This window comes from Cyclobacterium jeungdonense (genome assembly GCF_010994275.1).
In the GTDB taxonomy this organism is placed as follows: domain Bacteria; phylum Bacteroidota; class Bacteroidia; order Cytophagales; family Cyclobacteriaceae; genus Cyclobacterium; species Cyclobacterium jeungdonense.
Window position 1 is genome coordinate 341,121 of the sequence record NZ_WMCD01000003.1, and the last position, 25,564, is coordinate 366,684.

The following is a 25,564-nucleotide window of genomic DNA, read 5'->3' on the forward strand; positions in this document are numbered from 1 at the left end:
TTATATCATACATTCACGTGCCGCTCAGCATGGTACGAGGATCGGACCAATGGTCCCGATTCCACATATTTTAATCCGCGTTCCAGCCCTGTTTCCCGGTAGGCCTCAAATTGCTCCGGATGAATGAACTCCGCCACTTCAATATGCCTTCGGGTAGGTTGCAGGTATTGGCCAAGGGTTAAAATATCACAGCCATGAGCTACCAAATCATCCATTGCCCGGTGAACTTCTTCCTTTTTTTCTCCCAACCCAAGCATGATTCCAGTTTTGGTACGTTTGCCAAACTCTTTGGTCAGCTTGATCTGTTCCAGGGAACGATGGTATTTTGCCTGCGGGCGTACTCTTCGATACAGTCTTTCTACCGTTTCTACATTATGAGATACTACTTCCTGTCCCGCACCGATCATCCGATACAAGGCATCCCAATTGCCTTTTACATCTGGAATGAGGGTTTCGATGGTGGTTTCAGGAGAAAGCTTTTTGGTTTCTATTACGGTATTGTACCAGATCTCTGCTCCCCTGTCCTTGAGCTCATCCCGATTTACTGAAGTAATCACGGCATGCTTTACCTGCATTAGTTGGATGGCCTCAGCCACTCTCCTGGGTTCGTCCTCATCGTATTCGGGAGGCCTTCCAGTAGCTACTGCACAGAAAGAACAAGAGCGGGTACATACATTTCCGAGAATCATAAACGTGGCCGTACCTGCACCCCAACATTCCCCCATATTGGGGCAACTACCACTTTCGCAGATAGTGTTCAGTTTATGTTCGTCCACCAGCTTGCGTACTTTGGCGTATTCTTTACCGAGAGGCAATTTTACCCTTAGCCAGTCGGGTTTTTTCTTTTTGGTTTGTGATTCTGATATTACCGGTAGTTCTATCATATCGGTCGTTTAAATCTGTCTAAAATTAATGTTTACGCAGCCCATCCCAAAAACCCCGGTCCTGCTACCTTCTGAACCCATAAAAAAGGGTAAAATTGACGGATTGAAAAACCTGTCTGTTTTCGGTAGTCGGCATCAACGGGATTTCTTTAGTAAAACCCTCTAATTGATATCCCAGTTCCACTCCCGTGACATTCGATTTAAAAAAACCAAATTCAAAGGTCATGGCAGCCTTGGCATTGCCCCCAAATGCAATCTCCGAATCGCCAATGCCTTCAAAAAGCCTTCCCGGACCCAATACATTAAATCTGCTTTGGTGGACAGCTGGGTCGTACTGCTCCCGTACTGTTTCGGTGCGATTGAGCGAGTATTCGATAAAATAGGGGGCAATAAGGCCGATGGAGGGACCAATGGCCCCTAAGAGCGAAATTTGAACTCCTTGATGCGGCGCTTTTTTAAAAACGAGGATTTCTCTACCGTATTGAGGTCTGATCGCGTATAGGTAATTTGATTTTCCGAAAATGTAGCTATTACCCAAAACCGTAGGATACCGGACTTCCTTGGGGTTTTTGACATTTGCCAGTTCGAGATTAAAGAACTGGAATAAATTATCATCAATTCGGGAACCCAGCTTGAAACTTACCCCTCCGATTAGACCTCCATTGGTGTTTTTGTTAATACCAAACAACACTTCGTTGTCATAGTCATAGTCACCGGCTTCTCCTCTTTGCGCATGCAAAGGATTCATAGCCAGCAGGGCCAAAGCCAGAATTAGTAAATATTTCATTTTATCCCTCATAGATGATCATGGAAATAAACGCTATTTTTGTGCGCATTGTTACCGTTGGAGGACTAAAAATAATCAGATTATACCAACAAACAAAAGTTAGCCGGACTGAAACCGTTATGGGGGCAGGCAGGGAAGGAATAGCAGGGTAATAAGTGAAAAATTTGTGGAATGGTTTTAGTTTCAGGGATAATCAAGCTAAGTCCTTTTAATTCTTTTATTGTTAAAAAATTATTCAGGGTATTGTAGCGTTTCCGGAAGGGTTTCCGTCTGGAGGACGAACCCATTTGATATTAAAGACAGGCTTTTGGAGAAAGACCTCATACAGAAAGCGCAGAAACGAGATAAAAATTCGTTAGAAAGGCTTTACAGGCACTTTTATGGCTATGCTATGAGCATTGCGCTGAGGTATTCCGGAAGCAGGGAGGAAGCTTGTGAAATCGTCAACGATAGTTTTATGAAAGCATTTGATAAGTTGGAACAGTTTTCATTGGAAAACTCCTTCAAAGGATGGTTTCGAAGGATTATCATCAATACCTCTGTGGACTATTACCGAAAAAATCTCAAGCATTATTCGGCCATGGATATTGATAAAGCAGGGGCAGAAACCTGTGATCCCGGAGTAATCGATGAGCTTTCCAGGGAGGATATCTTACGGTCTCTGGGAGAACTACCGGAAACATTACGGTTGGTTTTCAACATGTATGAAATCGAAGGGTATAAACACCATGAAATAGGAGAGAAACTTGGGATTCCCGCTAGTACTTGCCGAACTTATCTGGCGAGGGCTAAAGAAAAATTAAGAGAAAAAATTATTACAATCAATCAAATAAGAAATGAAGGAGCAGTTCGATAAGAAACTGGTGGAGAAAATAAAAGCCTCCTTCAGCACGTATGAGGAGCCTTTTGACCCCTTGGAATGGGAAAAATTTTCCAATGCCTACTTCAAGCCAAAGAAGAAAGGATGGATGGTTTTTTGGCCATTTTTAGGAGCAGGGATTGCAGCTAGCTTGCTTTTTTTCTTCATTTATTTTCCGGAGCATGAAAAAATTGATGAAAAAGTCAGGGCCTTGACGGACAGTATCTCTATTGAGAATCCGGCTTTTGTGGAGAAAGGTAACCTGGCTACCCAGGAAACCGAAAAATCCAGGGAGTTGGGAAGGCATTCTGAGAATAATTTGAATCCAGGTAATTTGGAGGAAACCATCACCATGCAGGAGTATGATTCCGACCCGGGCGAAATAGTCGCAAATAGGCGACCTTTAGAGCAAGTACCAGAGGCGAAGTCGGAAGGTAGGACTTTCTGGGCGACGGTTCTTGCCGAATCATGGGATGGGTTTCAGGAAGCGGTAACGGAAAAAATCGATTCCGAATTTCTTTCTGGGAAAATATCTAGGCCCAAAGAAATGAGTTCCCTGTCAGCATCCGATGCTGAGAGAATGATAGCCGAGTGGAAGGCAGAGGAGAAAGAAACGGAGTCCCAAGCCAAATCCAATGAACCCGGAGCTTTTAAAGTGGGTCTTATGGTAAGCCCTCAATCCAACTCCAATCCAGTATCCGGAATGAATCTGGGTGCCGGTGTGATGTCCGAGATATCTCTAAGCCGAAAACTGAAGCTGGATGTGGGCCTGGCATATGCCAATCAAAGCGTTTCGCAGCAAAGCCTGCAGTCCTTGCCACAGGAGACAGCGTCTCCAAGCTATAATATGCGAGCCAACAGCAATATCATTGATACCGATTACCGGTTAAATTTTGCTTCTCTGGATATTCCGGTAAACTTAAAATACAAGGTGTATGACCAGAAGCAGACCGGGATTTATTTGATTACAGGCTTATCCAGCATGGTATACCTGGAACAGAATACGGTCGAAACCTATGAAGCGCAATCGTTGTTTTCAGCTAATAGCCTTAGTGGAACACTTGATTACGCACCAAACACACAGAAATTCAGTAATGTTATTACACCGGAGTCTGGGCACCGCGGGGCTGACCTGGCCGGCTTATTAAACATCTCCTTTGGTTACGAATATCAATTGAATGACGAATTTTATTTTTCATTGGAGCCTTTTTACAAAATACCATTGAGTAATCTTACCTTTGCGGACCAGCAATTTTCCATTGGAGGCGTGAACTTACGCATGAATTTCAACCTTAAAAATAAATAAACCATATTATTAATTTAGCTATTTTAACATGATTTTATCCAACAGATTCGGCTGGTCAGTAGGGCTAGCCGCCGTTCTAATGACTTCTTGTATAGAGGAAACCGAAACAGACCTGGATCGGGCCATTACCAGAGACAACCTCGTAATGGAAGAATACATCGCTTCCAATAATATCAACGCCACCAAGGCTCAATCTGGTTTCTACTATGAAAAAACGCAGGAAAACCCCGAGGCAGCTCAGTTTGTAAATGCAGATTATATTGGGATATATTATGAAATTAGAACCATAGACGGACAGTTAATCGATTCTTACCTGGATGAATCGAAGGAACCAAAATTTTTCAGATACAGTCAGGACGGACTCTGGCCAATTGCGATTACCTATGCTGCAGGACTGGCCAGGGAAGGTGAGGAAATGATGCTATACACTCCTTCCTATCTGGCCTTTGGGAATTACAGTTACCAGCAGTTGATTTTACCCGCATCGAACCTGGTAATCCAATTGAAATTCGATAAAAAGTACACCGAAGAAGAACTTCAACAAAGAGAGGTTGACATGATTCAGGCATACATTGAGGAAAATGAACTGGAGGGGTTTGAAGAAGTGGCCGCAGGTGTTTATTTCAGATCTGTGGAACCGGGGGATGACTCAAAATCTGAATCCAAACTGGGAAGTAATGTATCGGTAGATTTTGAGATGTTTGAATTAGGTGCAACCGAACCCGTTTTTGAATCTTATACTTCCAATCAGCCTACAACCATTTCAGTTGGAAATTCAGGTTTGACGTTCTTAAATGAAGGATTAAAAGGGGTGTTACCAGACGAAAAAGTGGAGGTAATGGCCACCTCATTTGCCTCTTATGACAATTCCATTCAGATCCTTCCGGAAGACATCAGAGAGGACCTGATCGAAAAGGGTGAACAAATTGACCTGGTAAAGCCATTTACCCCGATTTGGTTCACAGCGGAAGTTCTGGCGATCCAATAATTTTGAAAAAATGAAAATGATAAGAGCGAGCTTTGGTTTCAAAGTTCGCTTTTTTTATGTCCACATTTTTTTTAGAAAAGGGATTTCAAGTAACTTTTCGATACTTAATCCAAAGAGTATGGCCCAAAATAAGGAGCTGATGAGCATGGTGATAAGGATCTTTTTTTTACCGATACCGAAGGAGGTGAGGACTACCGTTCCTCCTATAGGTGTCAATATTACCGGTGTTAGAAAAGCAATGCCCCAAATTCCAAATTTGTGCCATATACGTACGATACTCCGGTTTTTTTTAGAAAATTTTTTTGCCTTCTTTCGAGTGATTAAGGTCCAGTTTTTTTTAAACCATTCTCCTAAAAACGAAAAAAGGACTACAGAAGTCATCATCCCGGATACAGTGACAGCCACTATCTCCCATAAGCCAAAGCCCGCTGCATAACCCAGCAGAGGTCCTGCAATAAATTTAAACAGGCAAAGAAAATAGATGCCCAAAAAAGTTATCAGGTATTCATTCATGAAACCAGCAGGTAAACGTACAATAAATACCCCACTACTAAAAAACCTCCGTTGAGTCGGGAAATGATGTAATTTATACGCATGATGGGAAGAAGGAGAATTGTGAACCCAAGCATCCAAATAAAATCCGAAGAAATAAAGTTTGAAGTGACAGCAATGGGTTTGAGTATAGCGGTAAAACCTATGATGGAAAACACATTCATGATGTTACTCCCCAGAATATTTCCCAGGGCCATTGCCGTTTCCTTTTTCAATGCAGCAAGGACAGACGTGACCAGCTCAGGAAGGCTTGTTCCTATGGCAATAATCGTCACCCCAATGATCCGTTCACTGACTCCCAGGGCCTGGGCAATAGAGGTGGCATTGCCTACCACTAGATCTGAACCAAAATACAGTCCCGCTGCACCGCCCAGCAACTGCAATATAGCGATCCAAACCGGCTGTTTTTTCATTTGCTCGGCATCCTCCTCCGAAAATTCTACGCGCTCGATGCTTTTAAAAAAGTACCAATTTAGTGAGACAAAGCAAATCAATAACACGACTCCCTCGGTAAAGGAAATGAATCCATTCAATGCAAAAACAAAAAAGAGCAACGAGCTGAATAGCGTAAATGGGTAATCGAGTTTCAGGGTTGATTTCTCGATGTAAATCGGATAGATTAAGGCGCTTATACCTAACACGAGTGTGATGTTTGAAATGTTACTTCCTACCACATTTCCGATGGCAATGTCACTTGCCCCTCTGAGTGCAGCCGTGATACTTACCAATAATTCCGGTGCTGAGGTACCGAAAGCTACGATGGTAAGTCCAATTAGTCCGGGGCTCAGCCCCAGCCGTGAAGCTACCGAAGATGCACCATCCACTAAAAATTTCCCTCCAAGTAACAGGACTAGCAGACCGATTCCTAAAAGTAAGTAGCTCATGTACTGAAATTCTATTAAAGTTTAGGACCAAAAGCAAGATCACCTGCATCTCCCAGTCCGGGGATAATATATGATTGTGAATTTAACTTTTCATCCAATGCACCTGTCCAAAATCGATGGGGCAGGTCCAGGTTTTTTTGAATGTAGGCAACACCTTCCGGCGCAGCAATGACACTTGCAATCTCAATTTGCTTTGGTTTTCCATTTGCTAAGAGGTGCTGGATACTTTTTATGAATGATTTTCCAGTCGCAAGCATGGGATCTACCATGATCACTGTTTTGTCTTGTAAGGATGGAGCAGCCAGGTAGTTTAAGCTTATTTCAATGTCCTTTTTCTTTTCAGCATCCTCCATACGGTAGGCACCAATAAATCCGCTGTCCGCCTTATCAAAAAAATTGAGGACTCCCTGATAGAATGGGACGGCTGCTCTAAGTATGGAAATAATTACTGGTTGGTCGGATAGTAAATCCGTTTCAATGTGACCAAATGGCCCCGAAATGCGACACTTCTTATAAGGAAGTGATTTTGAAATCTCATAGGCCAGAATTTCACCTAGCCTTTCCATGTTTTTTCTAAATCGCATCCGGTCTTTTTGGACTGATGCATCCCTTAGCTCCGCCAGATAATGATTAGCAATTGAGTTTTGTTTGTTTAAAATATGCATGCTGAAACAAATTAAAACAAAAAAACCCGATCTATTAAGATCGGGTTTCATTATTTAGTTGATTTCGTGCTTATTTAATCTCAAAGCTTACTCGTCTTGCCATTTGTCTGGCATCTGCAGATGATTTGTCTACGCTGGTATCTTCTCCATACCCTTTGTAACTCAATCTGGATTCAGATATTCCGGAAGCTACAAGTAGATCGTATACAGATTTCGCCCTTCTTTCAGACAATTTGATGTTGTAGTCTTCAGGACCTAGCTCATCCGCATATCCTTTAAGCTCTACCTGTACTCCAGGATTACGCTTCATAAAGTTAGAAACATAATGAGCAGAAGATGCAGAATAACCAAGTGGCTTGGCACTATCGAATGCGAAGTATACGTTCACATAACCATCGTTGATAGCCTTAGCAAGGTAATCGATTTCTTCAGTATCATCAGGAGCACAACCGTCTAAGGAAGCGGGACCTGGAACGAAAGGACACTTATCTACGTGATCAGGGATTCCATCACCGTCAGAATCCATGGTTGCTCCATGAGAATCTACCCTTGCACCGGCTGGTGTATTAGGCTCTTTGTCCAGGTAATCCGGAACACCATCTCCATCGGAATCCTTCAACATATCTTTGATCTCGCCGATCTGCGTTGCTAGTTCTTCTTTGGTAGCATATTTACTGTCTCTCAGGTACCAGTCTGCATGGGAAGGATTACTACCCAGGTAGAAAGTAAGTCCCACGGTTCCTGTCCACCAGACAGAATTAGCACCATAGTATCCATTTTCAGAGGCGGGATTGATCGAAGACGCACCATCAAAGGCAACATCCTGTCTTCCTGCAACTATATTGGAAATATCTCCATTTAGTGCAATGCGGTCGCTTAGACGAACCTGCAATGTCATCCCAGTGATAAAGTTATACTGATTGTCCTGGAAATCAGCCCACTGATTTTCTTGGGGAGTTAATCTTCCAATTCCCCCACCGAAGTGACCCAGCAGGTTGAAAGTTTGAGAAAAGGTTTCCCAATTCATTATTCTTCCCAGATTGGCTACTCCTTGCAGGTTTAATCGGTAATAGTTTGAAGAAAAATCAGGAGTGTCGCTAGCGTTACTAAAGCTACCGAAACCAAAATCAAGTTTGGTTCCAAATTTTTCGTTGAACATATACCGGGCTCCCAAATCCACATGGCCCAAGTTAAGTGTCGGAGAATAATAACCCGGCGTCATTGGCGCCATTGGTTTATTAAACCCTCCATTTACTTCTATGGACCATTTGTTGAAGTCGTCTTGAGCATTAGCACCTAATGCTAAAGCACCAGCCATTAGTGTTGATAGTATTATTTTTTTCATGATAAAAAATTTTTTACAACATTCAGTGTTTTAAATTGATTTTGTTTGCTACTAGTTCTTTTACTCGGTTTGTGTTACAAATGTATATTAAATTATGGGAACTTTAAAGATCTATCTCAATTGTTTCGATAAAAAGGATAGTAGACCCGAAATTTATAAAATATTTTAACATAAACTATGCCAATGGATAATTTATTGAAAGAAATTCTTCACTTAAATAGTGTTTCGGGTGATGAATCCAGAATATCCTCTTACCTAATAGGCCAAATTGGAAAACGAAAAAGATCATGGAATGTTTCACCGGAAATTTTTTTTGGTCAAAATTTCCATGATAATATTATTTTGGTTTTTGGTAATCCACGAACTGCCGCTTTTGCCCACATGGATACCGTAGGATTTACTAGCAGGTATGAAAACCAACTGGTTCCTGTAGGCGGTCCTGAGATTTTAGAAGGCACCTGGTTACAGGGTAGGGATCAGGCAGGAGACATCCGTTGTAAACTTCAGGAAAAAGACGGTAATCTTTTTCACGATTTTCCAAGGGGCATTCAAAGAGGTACCTTGCTGTCCTTTGAACAGGATATTAAGATCTCCGACGGGTATATTCAGGCCGCCTACCTGGATAATAGACTGGGCATGTATGCCTTGTTAAAATTGTGCGAAACACTGGAAAACGGATTAATTGTATTCAGTACCTATGAGGAACACGGTGGAGGGTCCATGCCTTTTCTTCTTCGCTTTATTTACGAAAATTGGGGCATCAGACAGGCATTGATTGCAGACGTAACCTGGGTTACCGATGGTGTCCATTTGAATGAAGGAGCCGTCATTTCCCTTAGGGATAGCCACATTCCCAGAAAGCGCTTTCTCGACAGAATTATTCAAAAAGCCGATGAAAGTGCTGTCCCATACCAATTGGAGGTGGAAGCACACGGGGGGAGCGACGGAAGGGAAATCCAGTTATCCCCCTATCCCATGGATTGGTGTTTTATAGGTATTGCCGAAGAAAACCCACATACGCCAGCTGAAAAATCCGCTTTTTTTGATTTGGAATGTATGGTAAAATTGTATCAATATTTAATGCAAAATTTGTAATGGATTCGAAAATGTCTTTTATTCGAAAATAAATTTTGATATACGGCCTGCTGCACAAGGAAATGGAATATAAATGATCAAAATCAACGACCTTTTTTTTAAGCCTTTTATCTCTGAAGAGGATCTTATTAATAGGGTGAATCAGATGGCAAGGGCTATAAATGAGGATTACAAGGGCAAATCATTGGTGATTTTAGCCGTTTTGAACGGTAGTTTCATGTTTATGTCTGATATTTGTAAGGGGATTACACTTCCGATGGAGGTATCGTTTGTGAAATTAGCCTCCTATTCCGGTACCCAAAGTACGGGGAATGTCCGTGAATTAGTAGGTTTGGATACCGATTTGGAAGGTAAAGACGTACTTATTGTAGAAGATATCGTAGATACCGGAAAAAGCATGTCCTACCTCCTGGATCTGGTTGGCAGCAGCAATCCCGCTAGTCTGGAAATTGCAAGCTTGTTTTTGAAACCGAATGCGCTTAAAGAAAATATACGCATTCGGTATACGGGATTTGAAATCCCTGATTTGTTTGTGATCGGTTATGGATTGGATTACAAAGGGCAGGGCAGGAATCTTCGACAACTTTATCAAAAAACAGAATTCTAATAATCCATTCAAAAAAAATGAACCTATGTTGAATATTGTTTTATTTGGTCCTCCCGGTGCAGGAAAGGGGACGCAAAGTGAGAAATTGATTGAAAAATATAAAGTTGAACACATATCCACCGGGGATTTATTTAGAAAACATTTGGGTGAAGGCACGGAGTTAGGAAAATTGGCCCAAAAGTACATGGATGAGGGGAACCTTGTCCCAGATGAAGTAGTCATTGGCATGGTGGATGATAAAATCAATTCTACGACGGATTTGACTGGGTTTATTTTTGACGGATTCCCCCGTACCGTTGCACAGGCCAAGGCTCTGGATGAATTATTGACCAAAAAGGGGACGCGAATTTCCGGGATGATAGCGCTGGAAGTTCCTGAAGAAGAGCTGAAAAAGCGAATCAGAGAAAGGGGAAAAACATCCGGAAGGGCAGACGATCAGATTGAGGAAAAAATAAACAACCGAATAAAGGTATACAATGAGGAAACCCTGCCTGTGGCAAATTATTACGAGAAGCAGGGAAAATTAGCCAAAATTCATGGTGTGGGACCAATTGATGAAATTTTTCAAAAGATATGCGCTGTTATAGATAATTATTAATCCGTATCTTTGCATCATTGTTTGTGGCTAAGCATCAGCGCTTAGCCATTTTCTTTTCCGGGCAGTTGAAGGACAGTGAGCTGGAAAATGAAAAAATCAAAATGTAAATGACAACTAGGTGGCAGGGTCTAATTTTATTGATTATGTGAAGTTTTGTTCCCGTTCGGGTGCAGGTGGTAATGGTTCTGTGCATTTTCGAAGAGAAAAGCACGTTCCTAAAGGGGGGCCTGACGGTGGAGATGGAGGCCGTGGCGGGCATGTCATACTTAGAGGAAATTCGCAACTTTGGACACTGCTACACCTCAAATACAAAAAGCACGTCATCGCAGAAAGAGGAAAGAACGGAGAAGGGGGGAGACGTAAAGGTTCGGATGGACAGGATATTGTGCTGGAAGTTCCGATCGGAACCGTTGCCAGAGAATCTGAATCGGGAGAAGTCAGATGTGAAATCACCGAAGATGGTCAGGAATTTATTCTTACACCTGGAGGAAGAGGAGGCTTGGGAAATGATCATTTTAAGACGGCAACCAACCAAGCCCCGCATTATGCCCAGCCTGGTGAAGACGGGGTGGAAGAATGGATTATTCTAGAATTGAAATTATTGGCAGATGTGGGACTGGTGGGTTTTCCTAATGCCGGGAAATCCACTTTATTGGCCAGCCTTTCGGCTGCCAAACCTGAAATAGCAGATTATGCTTTTACCACACTCGTGCCCAATCTGGGCGTTGTGGATTACCGGGGGGACCAATCCTTTGTTATGGCAGATATTCCGGGTATCATCGAAGGAGCGGCGGAAGGAAAAGGCTTGGGATTACGATTTCTCCGGCACATAGAAAGAAACTCCATTTTACTTTTTCTGGTCCCAGCAGATGCTGCTCATCTGGGAGAGCAATATCGTATCCTGGTATCCGAACTGGAACAGTACAATCCGGAGTTATTGGATAAACGAAGAATTTTGGCCATATCCAAAGCAGATTTACTGGATAACGAACTGATGAAAGCGTTGGAAGCTGAAGTTCCAAAAGGCGTACCCCATTTGTTTATTTCCTCCGTAACGGGGTTTCAACTTCCTGAACTCAAAGACTTGATTTGGAAGTCATTGCAGTAAGCGTGTCAGAATGGCATACATGAAAAATATGGCAGGTTAATTGTTTCATAGTTAATGGATTTTTGAAAAACAGAAATAATAATGACAGATAGAGCGAAAGAAGATAAGGAACAAGGCCTGGAACAGACGGAAACGGCAGAAAATCCTGTAAATGAAGGAGAAGTAAACCAGGAGACGGACAAGGAATTTTCCAATGAGTCCGAGGAATCGGAAGTGTCTGAATCAGCCAAATTGGCAAAGGAAAACCAAGAGTTGAAAGACAAATATGTCAGGTTATATTCCGAATTTGATAATTTCCGGAGAAGAACGGCTAAGGAGCGGTTGGAGCTGGTAAATACAGCCTCACAGGATTTGATTCAGGAGATTTTACCTGTTCTGGATGATTTTGAGCGTTCTTTCAAGGCCGAAAATAATTCCAACGATGAAGAACAAAAGCATGCCGGGAGTAAATTGATTTACAACAAGCTACTGCGTATGCTTACCTCCAGGGGGTTGAAGCCCATGGAAGATTTGGTTGGTAAGGACTTTGACGCTGAATATCATGAAGCAATTACCCAAATACCTGCCCCCTCAGAAGAGATGAAAGGCAAAATTGTAGACGTGGTGGAAAAAGGCTACACACTGGCTGGAAAAGTCGTGCGATATGCAAAAGTGGTAATTGGAAAATAATTAGTTATGGCAAAAAGAGACTATTACGAGGTTCTTGGCATTTCAAAAAGTGCGAGTCCTGAAGAAATAAAAAAAGCATACAGAAAGTTGGCGATCAAATATCACCCGGACAAAAACCCGGGAGATCCATCAGCCGAAGATAAGTTCAAAGAAGCAGCGGAAGCCTACGAAGTACTGAGTAATCCGGAAAAAAGACAGCGATTCGATCAATTTGGGCACCAGGGAGTCAGCGGAAACGGTGGATTCGGTGGCGGAGGCATGAATATGGATGACATATTCTCCCAGTTTGGTGACATTTTTGGCGGCGGAGGGTTTGACTCTTTCTTTGGCGGCGGGGGTAGAGGCTCGCGCAGAACCAAGAAAGGCACTAACCTTCGTGTAAAACTCAAACTTAACCTGCGGGAGTTGGCGCACGGCGTAGAAAAGAAGATTAAAGTCAAGCGTCACATGATTGCCGATGGCGTTACATTTAAATCCTGTAGTACTTGTCAGGGTAGCGGCCAAATCAAAAAGGTCGTCAATACCATGTTGGGACAGATGGTTTCTGCCAGTACTTGTCCAGCCTGTGAAGGCAGTGGGCAAACCGTAGATAAAAAGCCTGCAAATGCTGACGGCAGGGGCTTGGTTATCAAAGAGGAAATCATTCCTATCAACATCCCTGGTGGGGTTGCGGATGGAATGCAACTGAGCCTGACCGGAAAAGGAAACGAAACTCCGGGAGGTGTTCCAGGTGACCTGCTGATACTTATCGAGGAGATAGCCGATGAGGTGTTGGTAAGGGATGGAAATAATGTCGTTTATGATCTGTACCTGAGTTTTGTGGACGTGGCGCTGGGTGTTTCACTCGAGGTTCCTACCATTGACGGCAAAGTGAAAATCAAAATCGAACCCGGTACTCAGGCCGGGAAAATCCTGCGATTGAAAGGAAAAGGTATTAAAGAACTCAATGGATATGGCAAAGGAGATCAGCTAATTCATGTGAATGTGTGGACGCCAAAAGACCTTAGCCAAGAGGAAAGGGCTAAATTAGAGTCTCTCAGAGATTCGGAAAATTTCAGACCCAATCCGGGGAAATCCGAAAAAAGCATCTTTGATAAGGTAAAGGAATTCTTTTGAAAGTGATTGGCCGGAAACCGGTCCTTTCTCTTTCTAAGAAACCTTTTGGAAGCCCAATCGTATTAATTCCGTATGTTTAAGGGATTGATTGTAGCAATAAGTTTGATCACTTGCCTGATCATTTCCGCCGAGGCCCAGATTGAAAGGCATTTTGAGGTGAAAGAAAGGGAGGGAATCAACCTTGTCAACCTTTCCTTTTCCAGTTACAAGGGGGTTTCCACGATTCAAAGAGGGTATGATGGCATGCCTTTTCAGGCAAATGCGGAACTGGGAAAAGTAAACATTTTGCCTTCCTTTTCCCACCATTTTGCTGATGGTGTTCTCTACGCAGCATTGGAGCACAAAAATGTCGAATCTGAAAGCCTGAGCAAAAACCTTTCTTATAGGCTATTTTCCAGTGGAGATGATGATTTTGACCACGAATGGAAGGTAGGCTTGGACGCCAGTTTTTTATACGATCTCCACCTGCATTTCGGGATAGGTAAGGCGCGACTGGATTTCGCAAATCTCCCCATTTCCAATTGTATCATAAAGACCGCTTCTGCGGATGTGTATCTAACTTATTCCAAACCGATACCTAATTCGGTAATTATGGATACGCTGGCCGTAGCCATAAATATGGGTTCGCTGTATGCAGACGACCTGCAGCTATCAAATGCGAAACTGATGGTCCTGGACGTCAACTATGGTTCCTTAAACCTTTCTTTTGGTGACACCATGGCCGGGCGTACGACTGTCAATGCAATGGTGGGAGCGGGGACCGTTAATATTAAACTTCCTTCCCGCGATCTTCCGTATCTGGTAAAAATTAAGTCAACAGCCATGTGTAGGACCGAGGTGCCGGGTCACCTCAAAGAAATCGGCGAAAAAACCTATGTAAGCCGGGGATATCAGGCCGATGCCAAAAACCTCATGACCTTTTTGATAGATGTCTCCGTGGGATCTGTATCTTTGGAATGAAAACTTGGCTTGATTATGTCTGAGCCAGGTTGTATGGGTAAAAAAGAAATTAATTGGAATTATTAAACGTTCGTTCATTAAATAAATCCTATGGGGCTCATGTGGCACTCAAAGATTTCAACCTCTCGGTTGAACAGGGCCTTATCTTTGGACTTTTGGGTCCGAACGGTGCAGGGAAAACTACCTTTATCCGTATCGTTAATCAGATTATCGAACAGGATTCCGGACAGATACTTATAAAAGGAGAGCCACTTAAAATGCGGCATGTTCGGAATATCGGTTATTTGCCTGAAGAAAGAGGTCTCTACAAAGCCATGAAAGTCAAAGAGCAATTGCTCTACTTCGGCCAAATTAAGGGGCTTAAAAAGCAGGATGCCAAAGAACGAATTACTGCGTGGCTGGACAAACTGGACCTGAGCAGGTGGAAGGAAAATAGGATACAGGATCTTTCCAAGGGCATGGCCCAAAAAGTTCAGTTTATAGCTACGGTGCTTCATCAACCCGATCTACTGATCCTGGACGAGCCCTTTTCGGGGTTTGACCCGGTTAATGCCGAAATCATTAAAAACGAAATTCTGGAATTAAAGCGGCGTGGGACGACCATTATTTTTTCCACTCATCGCATGGAGTCAGTGGAATTGCTTTGCGACCATATTGCCATGATAAACCAGGCTCAGAAGATCCTGGACGGTCCGGTCAAGACCATAAAAAACGAAGCAAAAACCAACCGGTTCAGGGTGAAAATTATTCGAAATGAAGATCGGAATGTGGTTCCCTGGGGAGATATGGAAATGAAGGAAGGCCATGAAGAATTTACCATGGACCTGAATGGGCGGCAACCCAATACCTTGCTTACTGAACTTATGGGGTACGGTGAAATACTGGGATTCGAAGAGATTATTCCCAGCATAGAGGAAATTTTCATCCAAAAAATAAACGAAAGTCATGCCAGGTAAGATTTTTCTAGTTATCAAAAGGGAATACCTGGCCAGGGTGAAAAAAAGATCCTTTTTACTGGCTACCCTCATCACCCCGCTTATTTTTCCCACTATTCTGGGGCTCTTTCTTTGGATAGCCCTATCGGATCCTTCCACAGAGACCCCTATATTAATCGAAGTGGTGGATGAAAATAATGCCTATTTTTTGGAGAGCAACGAAATGTATACCTTTTCCTACGGTGGTCTGAATCCTGAAGAAGCCAAAAATCTGGTACAGGACGGTCAACGTTTTGGATTTTTGTACATTCCCGAGTTAAATCTGGAAAGGCCACAGGGCATTACTTTTTACAGTGAAGAGACCCCTGCTCTCTCTATGGTCAGTAGCCTGGAAGCTTCCCTAAAACAAAAAATTGAAGAGTTTCGGCTTTTTGCATCCGGCATAGATCCGGCGGTTTTGTCTTCGTTAAAAACCAATGTCAACATTCAATCAATCATTGTAGGTGAACCTGGCGGAGAACGGGTTTCCAATAGCATTGTAAATTATGCGGTTGGATTTTTAGCGGGTATATTGATTTACACGTTCATATTTGTCTACGGAAATCAGATCATGCAGGGCGTCATTGAAGAGAAGTCCAGTCGGATTATTGAAATTCTGGTATCTTCCCTTAAGCCCTTCCAGCTAATGATGGGCAAGATCCTGGGTATTGGTGCCGTGGGGCTGACGCAGTTTTTGATCTGGATTTTCCTAATCAGTGCTGTTTCTTCTTTGGTAATGGGCTATTTTGGCATGAAAATGCCACAACAACAAATGCTCGAAATGTCCGGACAGGAAGGCCTTTTTCCTGAAACTGGGCAAGAAAGTATAGCCGAAATGGTTCAGCTCGTTCAGGGGATCGATTTTCTTCAGTTGACCATCACTTTTCTGATTTACTTCGTGGGGGGCTATTTGTTGTATGGCGCTTTCTTTGCCGCTATAGGGGCAGCAGTGGATAGTCCCTCGGATGCCCAGCAATTTATGTTTCCGGTGACCATCCCACTATTAATCGCCTATATGGGCTTGTTTATTTTTGTCTTAGACGACCCCAATAGCCGGGTGTCCTATTGGCTCTCCATTATTCCATTTACCTCTCCCGTTGCGATGATGGGAAGGGTCAGTTTTGGTGTGCCCTGGCAGGAACTTGCACTATCTATTGGGCTGCTGGTTGCTGGATTTCTTTCCACTACCTGGATGGCGGGTAAGATTTACCGTATCGGTATCCTGGTGCATGGTACCAAGGTGGGATACAAAGTGTTATGGAAATGGCTAAAGGATAGCGGGTAAAGCACGGAATTCGTTATCGGCAGAGCAAGGCAACTTTTCTCAGCTATTTTTTTGGTTTCACAGGCAATAATGAGGGAGATCTATTGTTTCTGATAATGAACTTCTTTAAGTTGGGAGATACGTTTAATAATGAAAAACAAATTTCAAGACCTGGCCTCACTGGACCTTTATCAAAATAGGGGAAAAGTAAAATGGGGGGTATTCGCCTTTTCCATCATTATCGGATTGGGTTCCATCTACTATACCAATACCCTGGTAGAAGAACTCAAAATCAGGGAGAAGCGGCAGGTAGATTTGTATGCGGAAGCACTGGAGTATGCCTCTGTCAATTCCGATAACCTTACCTTTATTTTCCAGGTTATAATTCAGGAAAACAAATCTATTCCTGTCATCACCGTCAATGCCGACGGGGAACCCATTGAGTACAAAAACGTCCAGTTTAGGAAAAATAGCACAGAAGCGGAAAAAAGAGATCAGCTTTTCGAAGAATTGGCGGCTATGAAGAACCTCTACGAGCCGATCCGGCTATCCGATGACGCCTTTATTTTCTACCGCAATTCAGACTTACTCACCCGACTGCAATATTATCCCTATGTTCAGCTATCGGTTATTTTGGTCTTTGGTGTACTTGCCTATGCCTTTTTTAATCAAAGCAAAGTTGCCGAACAAAACCGGCTTTGGGCGGGACTGACCAAGGAAACAGCCCATCAGTTGGGCACCCCTTTGGCCTCACTGATGGCATGGGTTGATTACCTAAAAAACTCTCCGGTTTTTGAGGAAAACCAGGAAGTGATCACGGAACTAGAAAAGGATACCCGTAAGTTAAGCATGGTAACCGAGAGGTTCAGCAATATTGGTAGCACCCCGGTGATTAAAGCGGAGAATGTGTACCAGGTAGTAGACGATGCTATTAGTTATCTTAGACCACGGATTTCCAGTAAAGTAAGCATGGAACTCAATTCTCATGCGGAAAACATTTACGCTCAAATGAACCGCTCTTTGTTCGAATGGGTAATAGAGAATATTTGTAAAAATGCAGTAGATGCCATGAAAGGGCAGGGAGCCATTCGGATAAACATCGTGAAGGAAAGCGAAAAATATGTTTTTATTGATATCAGCGATACGGGTAAAGGCATGGAAAAGAAAATGTTTACCAAGGTATTCAATCCGGGCTTCACTACGCGTCAACGAGGTTGGGGGCTGGGACTAACCCTGGCTAAACGAATTATTGAAGGATACCATAACGGAAGAGTTTTTGTAAATGCTTCCGAATTGGGTAAAGGTACCACGTTTCGAATTGTATTGCACGGTGTGAGGGATTCCGAAGAATGACCCAAAATTATACAAAAGGCCAATGAAACATCTGGTAAAATATATCGCATTTGCCTGGACCCTTTTTTCGGTCTTTTCTTGCCAAACCAATCATTCGGAAACAGTTTCAGAACCTTCCGAAAGTAACTATCAGGAGCCACACAGGCCTCAATATCACTTCAGTCCCAAGGCCAACTGGATGAATGATCCCAACGGCATGGTGTATTTCGATGGAGAATACCACCTATTCTATCAATACTATCCGGATAGCACCGTCTGGGGTCCCATGCATTGGGGACATGCCATATCTACCGACCTGGTTCATTGGGAGCAACTACCTGTAGCGCTGGAACCGGATGAACTGGGATGGATATTTTCCGGATCTGCGGTTTTAGATGCTGAAAATACGAGCGGTTTGGGAACGAAGGATAATCCTCCGCTGGTAGCGATTTATACCTACCACGATCCGGTAGGAGCCGATGCCGGAAGGGATGATTTCCAAACACAGGGGATTGCTTTTAGCCTGGACAAGGGCCGGACATGGGAAAAATACAAGGGTAATCCGGTTTTGGATAATCCGGGTATACAGGATTTTCGGGATCCGAAGGTGAGTAAGATGCAGGTTTCTGGCCAGGATAAGTGGATCATGTCCCTGGCGGTAAAAGACAAAATCAGTTTTTATTCCTCTGATGACTTACTCCAATGGGAGTATGAAAGTGACTTTAATCCTCCCTGGGCAGCTTATGGAGGCGTTTGGGAATGCCCCGACCTTTTCCCCTTGACGACCCCCGATGGTCAGGAAAAATGGGTATTACTGGTTAGCATTAATCCCGGAGGACCGAATGGAGGCTCTGCTACACAATATGTTATAGGAGATTTTGACGGACAAACCTTTTCCACCGATCAAAACGAAATACAGTGGCTGGACTACGGGGCAGATAATTATGCCGGCGTGACCTGGTCCAATATTCCCACTTCAGACGGAAGGAAGTTGTTTATTGGATGGATGAGCAACTGGTTGTATGCCAATGTTGTGCCTACCGATGTATGGCGATCTGCTACTACCCTTCCTCGGGAGTTATCCCTTTGGGGCAAATCACCGGAATGGCACCTCGCTTCCCGGCCGGTAAAAGAATTGCAAAAATTACGAAAAAGCAGCCATGACATCTCCGGAGATACGATTTCGCTGGAGGAAGAACTGGTTGAACTCGAACTGTCTCCTGTTGAGGAAGATTTTAGACTCGTCTTCCATAATTCCGAAGGAGAACAGGTAATTCTGGCAAAAGAGGACGACACGCTATTGCTGGACAGGACGCAATCGGGACTGGTGGATTTCAACGAACGTTTTCCAGCTCGACACCAGGCACCGCTGGGGGAACTAACGGTTCAGAATCTCCGTATTTATCTGGACCGGTCTTCCATCGAGGTTTTCATCAATGACGGAGAGCTGGTGATGACGGACCTGCTGTTTCCAGAGCATAGGTACACTCAAGTCGAATTGAAGGGCTTTGCTGACGAAAACCGGTTGCACTACCTGCAGTCCATTTGGTAACCTGAGTTCGTTAATAGAATAGTAACCTAAGTTCGATCTATGTTCCGTAAAAAGGTTCAACCCCGTCCGGGGTTGGAGGTTCGTTTTTGTTAGCTTTCCGCAGGTTGCACCCACGGTTATTGTTGTTCAGGCCCTTCAGGCCTGGAGTCTTTATGGGAATTAAAAACGACCATGAAAGGTGTCTAGAATGATTAATGCAAATTGAGCCCAATCAAACCAGTGAAGTCCCAAATCACTTCCCAAGAAACAAGCTCCTATTCAACTCCGAAGCCTGCAGGGCTTCAACAATAATAACCCCGGGCGAAACCCGGGGTTTATGAGCCAATCTATCCTTCCAGCAACCCCAAAGTGGGTTGAACATTTTTTTCCAAAAAGCCCGGAATCAAATACACAACCGTTCAAAAAAACCAATTTGCCATCTATTAAAATCGAACTCAGGTTAGTACAATAGGTGGGAGCTAGTACGTTCCGAAACAAATGGGTTATCACCTGAAAGGGCAATCATCTGGGCATCCATCCCAATCTCCTCTTCGTTGACACCGTCTTAAATAAAGAGTCGCAGAGGGGGTAAAGATTAGCATTTACCGTAAGGGAATACTAATAGATTTCACGCAGCACCCGCCACGTATCCGCTGCGGTCGCCACGTGAACTAATTCCTTTTATCATTCCCCCAGAAAGGGATAACGATAGTCTGTTGCACTAACAAAAGTTTCCTTAATGGTTCTGGGGGAAACCCAGCGCAGCAGGTTGACCATGGAGCCTGCCTTATCATTGGTACCAGAAGCCCTGGCACCTCCAAAGGGCTGTTGACCTACTACGGCACCGGTAGGCTTGTCATTGATGTAGAAATTGCCTGCTGCATGGCGCAGTTTGGTGGTGGCCAACTCGATGGCATAGCGATCCCTGGAAAATACAGCTCCGGTAAGTGCATAAGGTGAGGTCTGATCCACCAGTTCAAGGGCTTCTTCAAAATGATCTCCCTGATACACGTAGAGGGTTAATACGGGACCGAAGATCTCCTCTACCATGGTTTTATACAGCGGATCCTGAACCAAAAGTACCGTGGGTTCTATAAAGTAACCCTTGGACTTGTCGTAATTTCCACCAGCTATCAGCTCCACGTTGGGTGATTTTTTTGCTTCTTCGATGTACCCGCTGATTTTATCGAACGCTTTTTCGTCAATTACGGCATTGATGAAATTCCCAAAATCTTCTGTTCCTCCCATTTTCATAGACGCCAAGTCTGCCAACAAAAAACGTTTTACCTCTTCCCATAGATTGGCGGGAATGTAGGCGCGGGAAGCGGCACTGCATTTTTGCCCCTGGTATTCAAAGGCCCCTCGACTAAGTGCCGTGGCTACTGCCTTCGGATCGGCCGACTTGTGGGCAATGACAAAGTCCTTTCCGCCTGTTTCCCCCACGATTCTGGGGTAAGATTTGTAGCGCGAGATATTTTGCCCAATGGTTTTCCATAGATGTTGGAATACACCAGTGGAACCGGTAAAATGTAACCCTGCAAAATCGGGATGCGAAAAAATGACTTCTCCCGCATCTGGTCCATCTACGTAAATCAGGTTGATTACCCCATCCGGAACACCCGCTTCCTTAAACACCTGCATCAACACATGAGCAGCATAAATCTGTGTATGCGCCGGTTTCCATACGACGGTATTGCCCATCATGGCAGGTGCAGTCGGCAAGTTACCGGCAATGGCCGTAAAATTAAAGGGAGTAATGGCAAAAACAAATCCTTCCAATGGCCGATGTTCGGTCCGGTTCCATACGCCGGTACCGCTGATAGGCGGTTGCTGCGCGTAGATTTCGGTCATAAATTTCACGTTGAACCGCAAAAAGTCGATCAACTCGCAAGCGGCATCGATTTCTGCCTGGTATGCATTTTTGGACTGCCCCAGCATGGTGGCGGCATTAATCTGGTCCCGGTAGGGGCCTGAAAGCAAATCCGCTGCTTTAAGAAAAATTGCCGCCCTCTGTTCCCAATGCATGTTTTCCCAGGCTGGTTTCGCCCCTAATGCTGCATTTACCGCCTGGGTAACATGGCCCTTGTCTCCTTCATGAAAGTGCCCCAACACATGCCCGTGGTCATGTGGAGGATGAAGGGGTTGGGTATTTTCGGTCCGGATCTCTTCACTCCCAATATACATGGGAATGTCCTTTACCTGAGACCGTGCAGTCCGAATAGCTTCCTGAAGGGAAGCTCTTTCTGCAGATCCCGGGGCGTAGGTTTTAACGGGTTCATTGGTCGGTTCGGGTACGGTAAAAAAGCCTTTAAGCATAAAATTTAGATGTTTTGTTAAAAGAAATGGTTTTATCAGGAATTCACATTATCAACGAACTGCTGCAGCGTAGGGTTCACAAGAAGGTCTTTAGTTCTGACAAGTGTCGGATAGTAAAAGTTGCTTGAACCGGGCTTTTAACATTTTCGGGATTAAAATGAACCTGATCGATGAAGGCATTTCTAGCCCCCAGGATATCTGAATTGGGATTATCCCCGATCATCAGGCAATCTTTAGATTCCGTGCCAATTTCCCTCAGGGTATGGGCAAAAATCCGTTGATCGGGTTTCCGGAACCCCGAACTTTCGGAAGTAACGATTATCTTGAAAAACCTTTCGAGGTCAGAGGCCTTTAATTTGGCATATTGGCTCTCGTTAAACCCATTGGTGACAATGTGTAGATCATATTTTTCTCCCAGGTATTGCAGCATTTCCACTGCCTGATCTATTACTTTTGTCTTGGAAGAGGTAAGGCTTATAAAATCGTCTTCCAGGGATCGGGGAATAAGGGCCGTGGAAAGCCGTGCTTTTGTAAAAACCTTCTGAAACCGGATGGCCCGTAGTTGACCTCTATCTACCTTGCCACTGTTAAACTGATCCCAAAGTTCGAGATTGGTCGCTTGAAAGGCATCAAAAAATACTTCGAAGTTTGATCCGCCCAGATCCGCCAGTCGGTGCTGAGTATATAATTCAGTAAGGGACTCTCTGACATTGCTGTCATAATCCCATAAGGTATGATCCAGGTCAAAAAGTAGGTGTCGGTAGGCTTTCATGGAAAGTTACTTTCGGTACAGGTTGTTATCAATTTTGTTTTTGGCCAATTCCCGGTTGGAGTAAAGGATATCGTATATTTCCTGATCTCGCAATAAGTTTTGATCTTTCTGGATAAACTTCAAGATCTGCCCCAGCACTTCCTGGGCTTCCTCAAGAATGTAGTAGAAGGTCCATTGGTCGTTTTTTCTGCTTCCTATTAAACCAGCATGTTTTAAATAGGTTACATGTCGGCTTGTTTTCGTCTGGGTAAAATCCAGAATGTGCTCCAGGTCCGAGATACACAATTCCTTATTTTGTATCAGCAAATGGAGGATTCGCACTCTTGGCTCCTCTGAGAGGGCCTTGAAGACGCGCATCCCGTAGTTTAAACTTATGTTTTTTAGCCGCATTTAATTAACTTTAACAAATTAAACGGATTGAAGTTAATGAATTCAGGGGTTTTTCTCTTATTATCGTAAAAACATTGACTTTGTTACTAAACAGGCCTGGATTCTTGTCGTAATGTATAGAAGCAGGCCAAAGGAAAAATGAATCGCGTGAAACTATCGATAAAAATACTATTTCTATTTTGCATAGGTTATGTAGGAATAACCTTACAAGCCCAGGCTCAGGATGCCCCGGAACAGAAAGTGGTACAGCTTTCGGGGGTCATTCTTAATGCTGATAGTACTATTGCCATTCCAGGGGTGAACATTTACGTGCCCAAAAAGGGAAGAGGTACCAGCAGTAATCGGTTTGGGTATTTTTCCATGCCGGTGTTGGCTGGGGATAGTGTGGTGTTTTCTTTTATCGGCCTCAAAAGGCAGACCATCACCATTCCCGAGAATATCGAAGAAGATAAATTAAGTTATATTTTGACCATGGTAGAGGATGAAATTGCCTTGCAGGAAGTTCAGGTGATGCCCTATCCTACAGAAGAGGAGTTTAAAAACGCCATCCTCGCAGTTAATATCGATGCAGAGCCGCCATTAAACCGGGGTAACCTAAGTCCCCAATTACTTCTGCGTTGGGCAGAAGAAATGCCCGCCTCCGGAAACGAGAATTTCAGGCAATTCACCAACCAGCAGACCCAGCAGACCCTGGACAGGTACGGCCCAAGGCCATTGCCTTTGCTTAATCCCTTTGCCTGGGCAGAATTTATCAGATCCATTAAAAACGGAGACCTGAAAAACAGGGATTGATTCCGGCTTCGCTTTGAATGACTTTCAAGCCGCTAATCCTAATTTTTGGAATTGCAGCTCTTTTCATGCTTTTCTTGAAGGAGCAATACGGTATATTTGCGCAAATCAGAAACCAATAGCATTATGAAAAAAATAGTTGTTCTGGGATTATTGATCCTTTCTCAAGTCGGGTTTGCCCAGGAAGAGGAATCAGGTTCTTTGCAACGACCCAAACTGGTCGTTGGGATCGTGGTGGATCAAATGCGTCAGGAATATTTTTACCGCTACCAGGACAGGTTTGTGGAAAACGGTTTTAAGCGCCTGTTGAAATCCGGCTTTGTGATGGAAAATGGGCATTATAACTATATTCCTACGTATACCGGCCCGGGACATGCTTCTGTGTACACGGGCACTACCCCGGCTACCCATGGCATCATTGGTAATGATTGGTATGTGCGGTCATTGGGAAGAACGATTTATTGTGCAGAGGACAGTACCGTTACAGGAGTAGCAGGCACCGCTTCAAGCGGCGAAATTTCCCCGCGAAACCTATTGAGCAGTACCATTACGGACGAACTCATGTTTGCTACCGGAAAGCGATCGAAAGTGGTTGGGATCGCCATTAAGGATCGAGGGGCGGCCTTGCCAGCCGGACACATGGGGGATGCCTACTGGTACGATGCCAAAACCGGGGAATTCATGACGTCCACCTATTACTACGATGCCTTGCCGGATTGGGCCAAGGCCTTTAACGACAGAAAATTGCCTCAGAAGTATTTGTCCCAAACCTGGGAACCACTATTTCCGGTAGAAACCTATGTGCAGGGGGCAGCGGATGACAATGTGTTTGAATCGCCCTTCATCGGCATGGAATCACCTACTTTTCCCTATGATCTGCCCGCTTTGACGGAGGATAATGGAGGACTGGGCCTGATCAGCACCACTCCCTATGGCAATACCCTCACCCTGGACCTGGCCTATGCCGCTCTGGAAGGGGAGCAATTGGGCAAAAGAGGAGAGACGGACTTTCTGGCGATGAGTTTTTCTTCTACCGATTATATCGGACACCGGTTTGGCCCCTCTTCGGTAGAGGTGGAGGACAATTACCTACGCCTGGACCGGGAATTGGCGGAATTTTTTGATTACCTGGACCGGGAGATCGGCGAGGGGGAATACCTGGTGTTCCTGACGGCAGATCACGGCGTAGCGGATGTGGTCCGTTACATGCAGAGTGAACGGGTGGCCGCAGGAAGTTTGGACACCCGTTTTGTGCTAACCCAATTAAAAGGATTTACCAATCAGCAATTCGGGGAGGGAGACTGGATTTCCAATTACTCCAACGAGCAGGTATTCTTAAACCGGGAGCTGGCTAAAGAGAAGGGCCTGGTGCTGGCCGACATGCAAAAAGAAGTGGCCGATTTCCTCCTGCGCTTTGACGGGATCAAGGAAACCTACACAGCGGAGGACTTGAAGCGATTGGAATACAACCATGGAAGAAAGCATTTGCTGCAGATGGGCTTCAACCACAAGGCTTCCGGGGATGTACTGGTCATTCTGGAGCCGGCCTGGCTGACCAATTCCGTCCGGGGCACCACCCATGGCACGGGTTATACCTATGATACCCATGTGCCGATTGTATTTTACGGTTGGGGCGTTCCGGCTGGAAGCAGCAGCCGCTATGCCACCATCACCGATATTGCCCCCACGCTGGCCCTGCTGCTAAAAACCAGGCTCCCCAATGGAGCTTCCGGTCAGCCGATTGGCGAGATTTTGGATGCAAAATGATTGGTT

The 25,564-nt window shown here is 44.3% G+C and carries 25 protein-coding genes; 16 read left to right on the forward strand and 9 right to left on the reverse strand.

Translation table 11 applies throughout. The features are described 5' to 3' along the window. Nucleotides 1-5: 5 nt before the first annotated feature. Both lipA and GKS34_RS08970 read right to left on the reverse strand, forming a co-directional pair. Complete coding sequence (gene lipA / locus GKS34_RS08965) at nt 6-884, reverse strand: lipoyl synthase (protein ID WP_163384463.1); 879 nt, start codon at nt 882-884, stop codon at nt 6-8. Nucleotides 885-948: 64 nt separating this feature from the next. Then, nucleotides 949-1,671 (reverse strand): hypothetical protein, encoded by a 723-nt coding sequence (locus tag GKS34_RS08970; protein ID WP_163384464.1) that lies wholly within the window; start codon nt 1,669-1,671, stop codon nt 949-951. A 307-nt stretch (nt 1,672-1,978) separates the two neighbouring features. Between GKS34_RS08970 and GKS34_RS08975 the strand changes: the two genes are divergently transcribed. The 3 genes from GKS34_RS08975 to GKS34_RS08985 are packed head-to-tail and all read left to right on the forward strand — an operon-like array spanning nt 1,979 to nt 4,824. Next, a complete protein-coding gene (locus GKS34_RS08975; protein WP_163384582.1) occupies nt 1,979-2,527 on the forward strand; it encodes an RNA polymerase sigma factor in 549 nt (182 codons plus the stop codon). Beyond that, complete coding sequence (locus GKS34_RS08980; RefSeq protein WP_163384465.1) at nt 2,508-3,836, forward strand: outer membrane beta-barrel protein; 1,329 nt, start codon at nt 2,508-2,510, stop codon at nt 3,834-3,836. The genes GKS34_RS08975 and GKS34_RS08980 overlap by 20 nt, the downstream gene beginning before the upstream one ends. Nucleotides 3,837-3,864: 28 nt before the next feature. Then, on the forward strand, nt 3,865-4,824 hold the full coding sequence (locus GKS34_RS08985; protein WP_163384466.1) for an FKBP-type peptidyl-prolyl cis-trans isomerase: 960 nt from the start codon (nt 3,865-3,867) through the stop codon (nt 4,822-4,824). A gap of 54 nt (nt 4,825-4,878) precedes the next feature. Here GKS34_RS08985 and GKS34_RS08990 read toward each other — a convergent pair whose 3' ends face one another. The 4 genes from GKS34_RS08990 to GKS34_RS09005 all read right to left on the reverse strand — a co-directional run bounded on the left by GKS34_RS08990 (nt 4,879) and on the right by GKS34_RS09005 (nt 8,270). Continuing rightward, nucleotides 4,879-5,337: a hypothetical protein gene (locus GKS34_RS08990; protein ID WP_163384467.1), complete on the reverse strand. Its 459-nt coding sequence runs from the start codon at nt 5,335-5,337 to the stop codon at nt 4,879-4,881. Next, nucleotides 5,334-6,260, reverse strand: a complete 927-nt coding sequence (locus GKS34_RS08995) for a calcium/sodium antiporter (RefSeq protein ID WP_163384468.1) — start codon at nt 6,258-6,260, stop codon at nt 5,334-5,336. Before GKS34_RS08995 ends, GKS34_RS08990 begins: the two co-directional genes overlap by 4 nt. A 14-nt stretch (nt 6,261-6,274) precedes the next feature. Continuing rightward, the gene (gene upp / locus GKS34_RS09000; protein WP_163384469.1) at nt 6,275-6,925 is read right to left on the reverse strand and encodes a uracil phosphoribosyltransferase; all 651 of its coding nucleotides are present in this window, start codon (nt 6,923-6,925) and stop codon (nt 6,275-6,277) included. A 70-nt stretch (nt 6,926-6,995) separates the two neighbouring features. Next, complete coding sequence (locus GKS34_RS09005) at nt 6,996-8,270, reverse strand: OmpA family protein (RefSeq protein WP_163384470.1); 1,275 nt, start codon at nt 8,268-8,270, stop codon at nt 6,996-6,998. A 177-nt stretch (nt 8,271-8,447) separates the two neighbouring features. Here GKS34_RS09005 and GKS34_RS09010 point away from each other — a divergent pair, with 177 nt between their 5' ends. From GKS34_RS09010 to GKS34_RS09060, 11 genes are all read left to right on the forward strand, one after another. Then, complete coding sequence (locus GKS34_RS09010; protein WP_163384471.1) at nt 8,448-9,365, forward strand: aminopeptidase; 918 nt, start codon at nt 8,448-8,450, stop codon at nt 9,363-9,365. Between the two features lie 73 nt (nt 9,366-9,438). Then, nucleotides 9,439-9,972 (forward strand): hypoxanthine phosphoribosyltransferase, encoded by a 534-nt coding sequence (hpt, locus tag GKS34_RS09015; RefSeq protein ID WP_163384472.1) that lies wholly within the window; start codon nt 9,439-9,441, stop codon nt 9,970-9,972. Between the two features lie 25 nt (nt 9,973-9,997). Beyond that, on the forward strand, nt 9,998-10,570 hold the full coding sequence (locus GKS34_RS09020) for an adenylate kinase (RefSeq protein ID WP_163384473.1): 573 nt from the start codon (nt 9,998-10,000) through the stop codon (nt 10,568-10,570). A 118-nt stretch (nt 10,571-10,688) separates the two neighbouring features. Then, a complete protein-coding gene (obgE, locus tag GKS34_RS09025) occupies nt 10,689-11,678 on the forward strand; it encodes a GTPase ObgE (protein ID WP_163384474.1) in 990 nt (329 codons plus the stop codon). Between the two features lie 81 nt (nt 11,679-11,759). Further along, nucleotides 11,760-12,347, forward strand: coding sequence for a nucleotide exchange factor GrpE (locus tag GKS34_RS09030; RefSeq protein ID WP_163384475.1), 588 nt, complete (start codon nt 11,760-11,762; stop codon nt 12,345-12,347). Nucleotides 12,348-12,353: 6 nt separating this feature from the next. Beyond that, nucleotides 12,354-13,463 (forward strand): molecular chaperone DnaJ, encoded by a 1,110-nt coding sequence (gene dnaJ / locus GKS34_RS09035; protein ID WP_163384476.1) that lies wholly within the window; start codon nt 12,354-12,356, stop codon nt 13,461-13,463. A gap of 72 nt (nt 13,464-13,535) precedes the next feature. After that, nucleotides 13,536-14,423, forward strand: a complete 888-nt coding sequence (locus tag GKS34_RS09040; protein ID WP_163384477.1) for a hypothetical protein — start codon at nt 13,536-13,538, stop codon at nt 14,421-14,423. Nucleotides 14,424-14,476: 53 nt separating this feature from the next. Next, a complete protein-coding gene (locus GKS34_RS09045) occupies nt 14,477-15,379 on the forward strand; it encodes an ABC transporter ATP-binding protein (RefSeq protein WP_163384478.1) in 903 nt (300 codons plus the stop codon). Then, nucleotides 15,369-16,682 carry an ABC transporter permease gene (locus tag GKS34_RS09050; RefSeq protein WP_163384479.1) on the forward strand — a complete coding sequence of 438 codons (1,314 nt, stop codon included), beginning with the start codon at nt 15,369-15,371 and terminating at the stop codon, nt 16,680-16,682. Before GKS34_RS09045 ends, GKS34_RS09050 begins: the two co-directional genes overlap by 11 nt. Before the next feature lie 129 nt (nt 16,683-16,811). Further along, complete coding sequence (locus GKS34_RS09055) at nt 16,812-18,014, forward strand: sensor histidine kinase (protein ID WP_163384480.1); 1,203 nt, start codon at nt 16,812-16,814, stop codon at nt 18,012-18,014. 22 nt (nt 18,015-18,036) lie between these two features. Further along, on the forward strand, nt 18,037-19,545 hold the full coding sequence (locus GKS34_RS09060; RefSeq protein WP_163384481.1) for a glycoside hydrolase family 32 protein: 1,509 nt from the start codon (nt 18,037-18,039) through the stop codon (nt 19,543-19,545). Nucleotides 19,546-20,208: 663 nt separating this feature from the next. Here GKS34_RS09060 and pruA read toward each other — a convergent pair. The 3 genes from pruA to GKS34_RS09075 all read right to left on the reverse strand — a co-directional run bounded on the left by pruA (nt 20,209) and on the right by GKS34_RS09075 (nt 23,002). Further along, nucleotides 20,209-21,840, reverse strand: a complete 1,632-nt coding sequence (pruA, locus tag GKS34_RS09065; RefSeq protein WP_163384482.1) for an L-glutamate gamma-semialdehyde dehydrogenase — start codon at nt 21,838-21,840, stop codon at nt 20,209-20,211. A 76-nt stretch (nt 21,841-21,916) separates the two neighbouring features. After that, a complete protein-coding gene (locus tag GKS34_RS09070) occupies nt 21,917-22,612 on the reverse strand; it encodes a YjjG family noncanonical pyrimidine nucleotidase (RefSeq protein ID WP_163384483.1) in 696 nt (231 codons plus the stop codon). Nucleotides 22,613-22,618: 6 nt separating this feature from the next. Then, complete coding sequence (locus GKS34_RS09075) at nt 22,619-23,002, reverse strand: ArsR/SmtB family transcription factor (RefSeq protein ID WP_163384484.1); 384 nt, start codon at nt 23,000-23,002, stop codon at nt 22,619-22,621. A 147-nt stretch (nt 23,003-23,149) separates the two neighbouring features. Here GKS34_RS09075 and GKS34_RS09080 point away from each other — a divergent pair, with 147 nt between their 5' ends. Then, complete coding sequence (locus GKS34_RS09080) at nt 23,150-23,794, forward strand: carboxypeptidase-like regulatory domain-containing protein (RefSeq protein ID WP_435380126.1); 645 nt, start codon at nt 23,150-23,152, stop codon at nt 23,792-23,794. Between the two features lie 123 nt (nt 23,795-23,917). After that, nucleotides 23,918-25,558: an alkaline phosphatase PafA gene (gene pafA, locus GKS34_RS09085; RefSeq protein WP_163384486.1), complete on the forward strand. Its 1,641-nt coding sequence runs from the start codon at nt 23,918-23,920 to the stop codon at nt 25,556-25,558. Nucleotides 25,559-25,564: the final 6 nt, after the last annotated feature.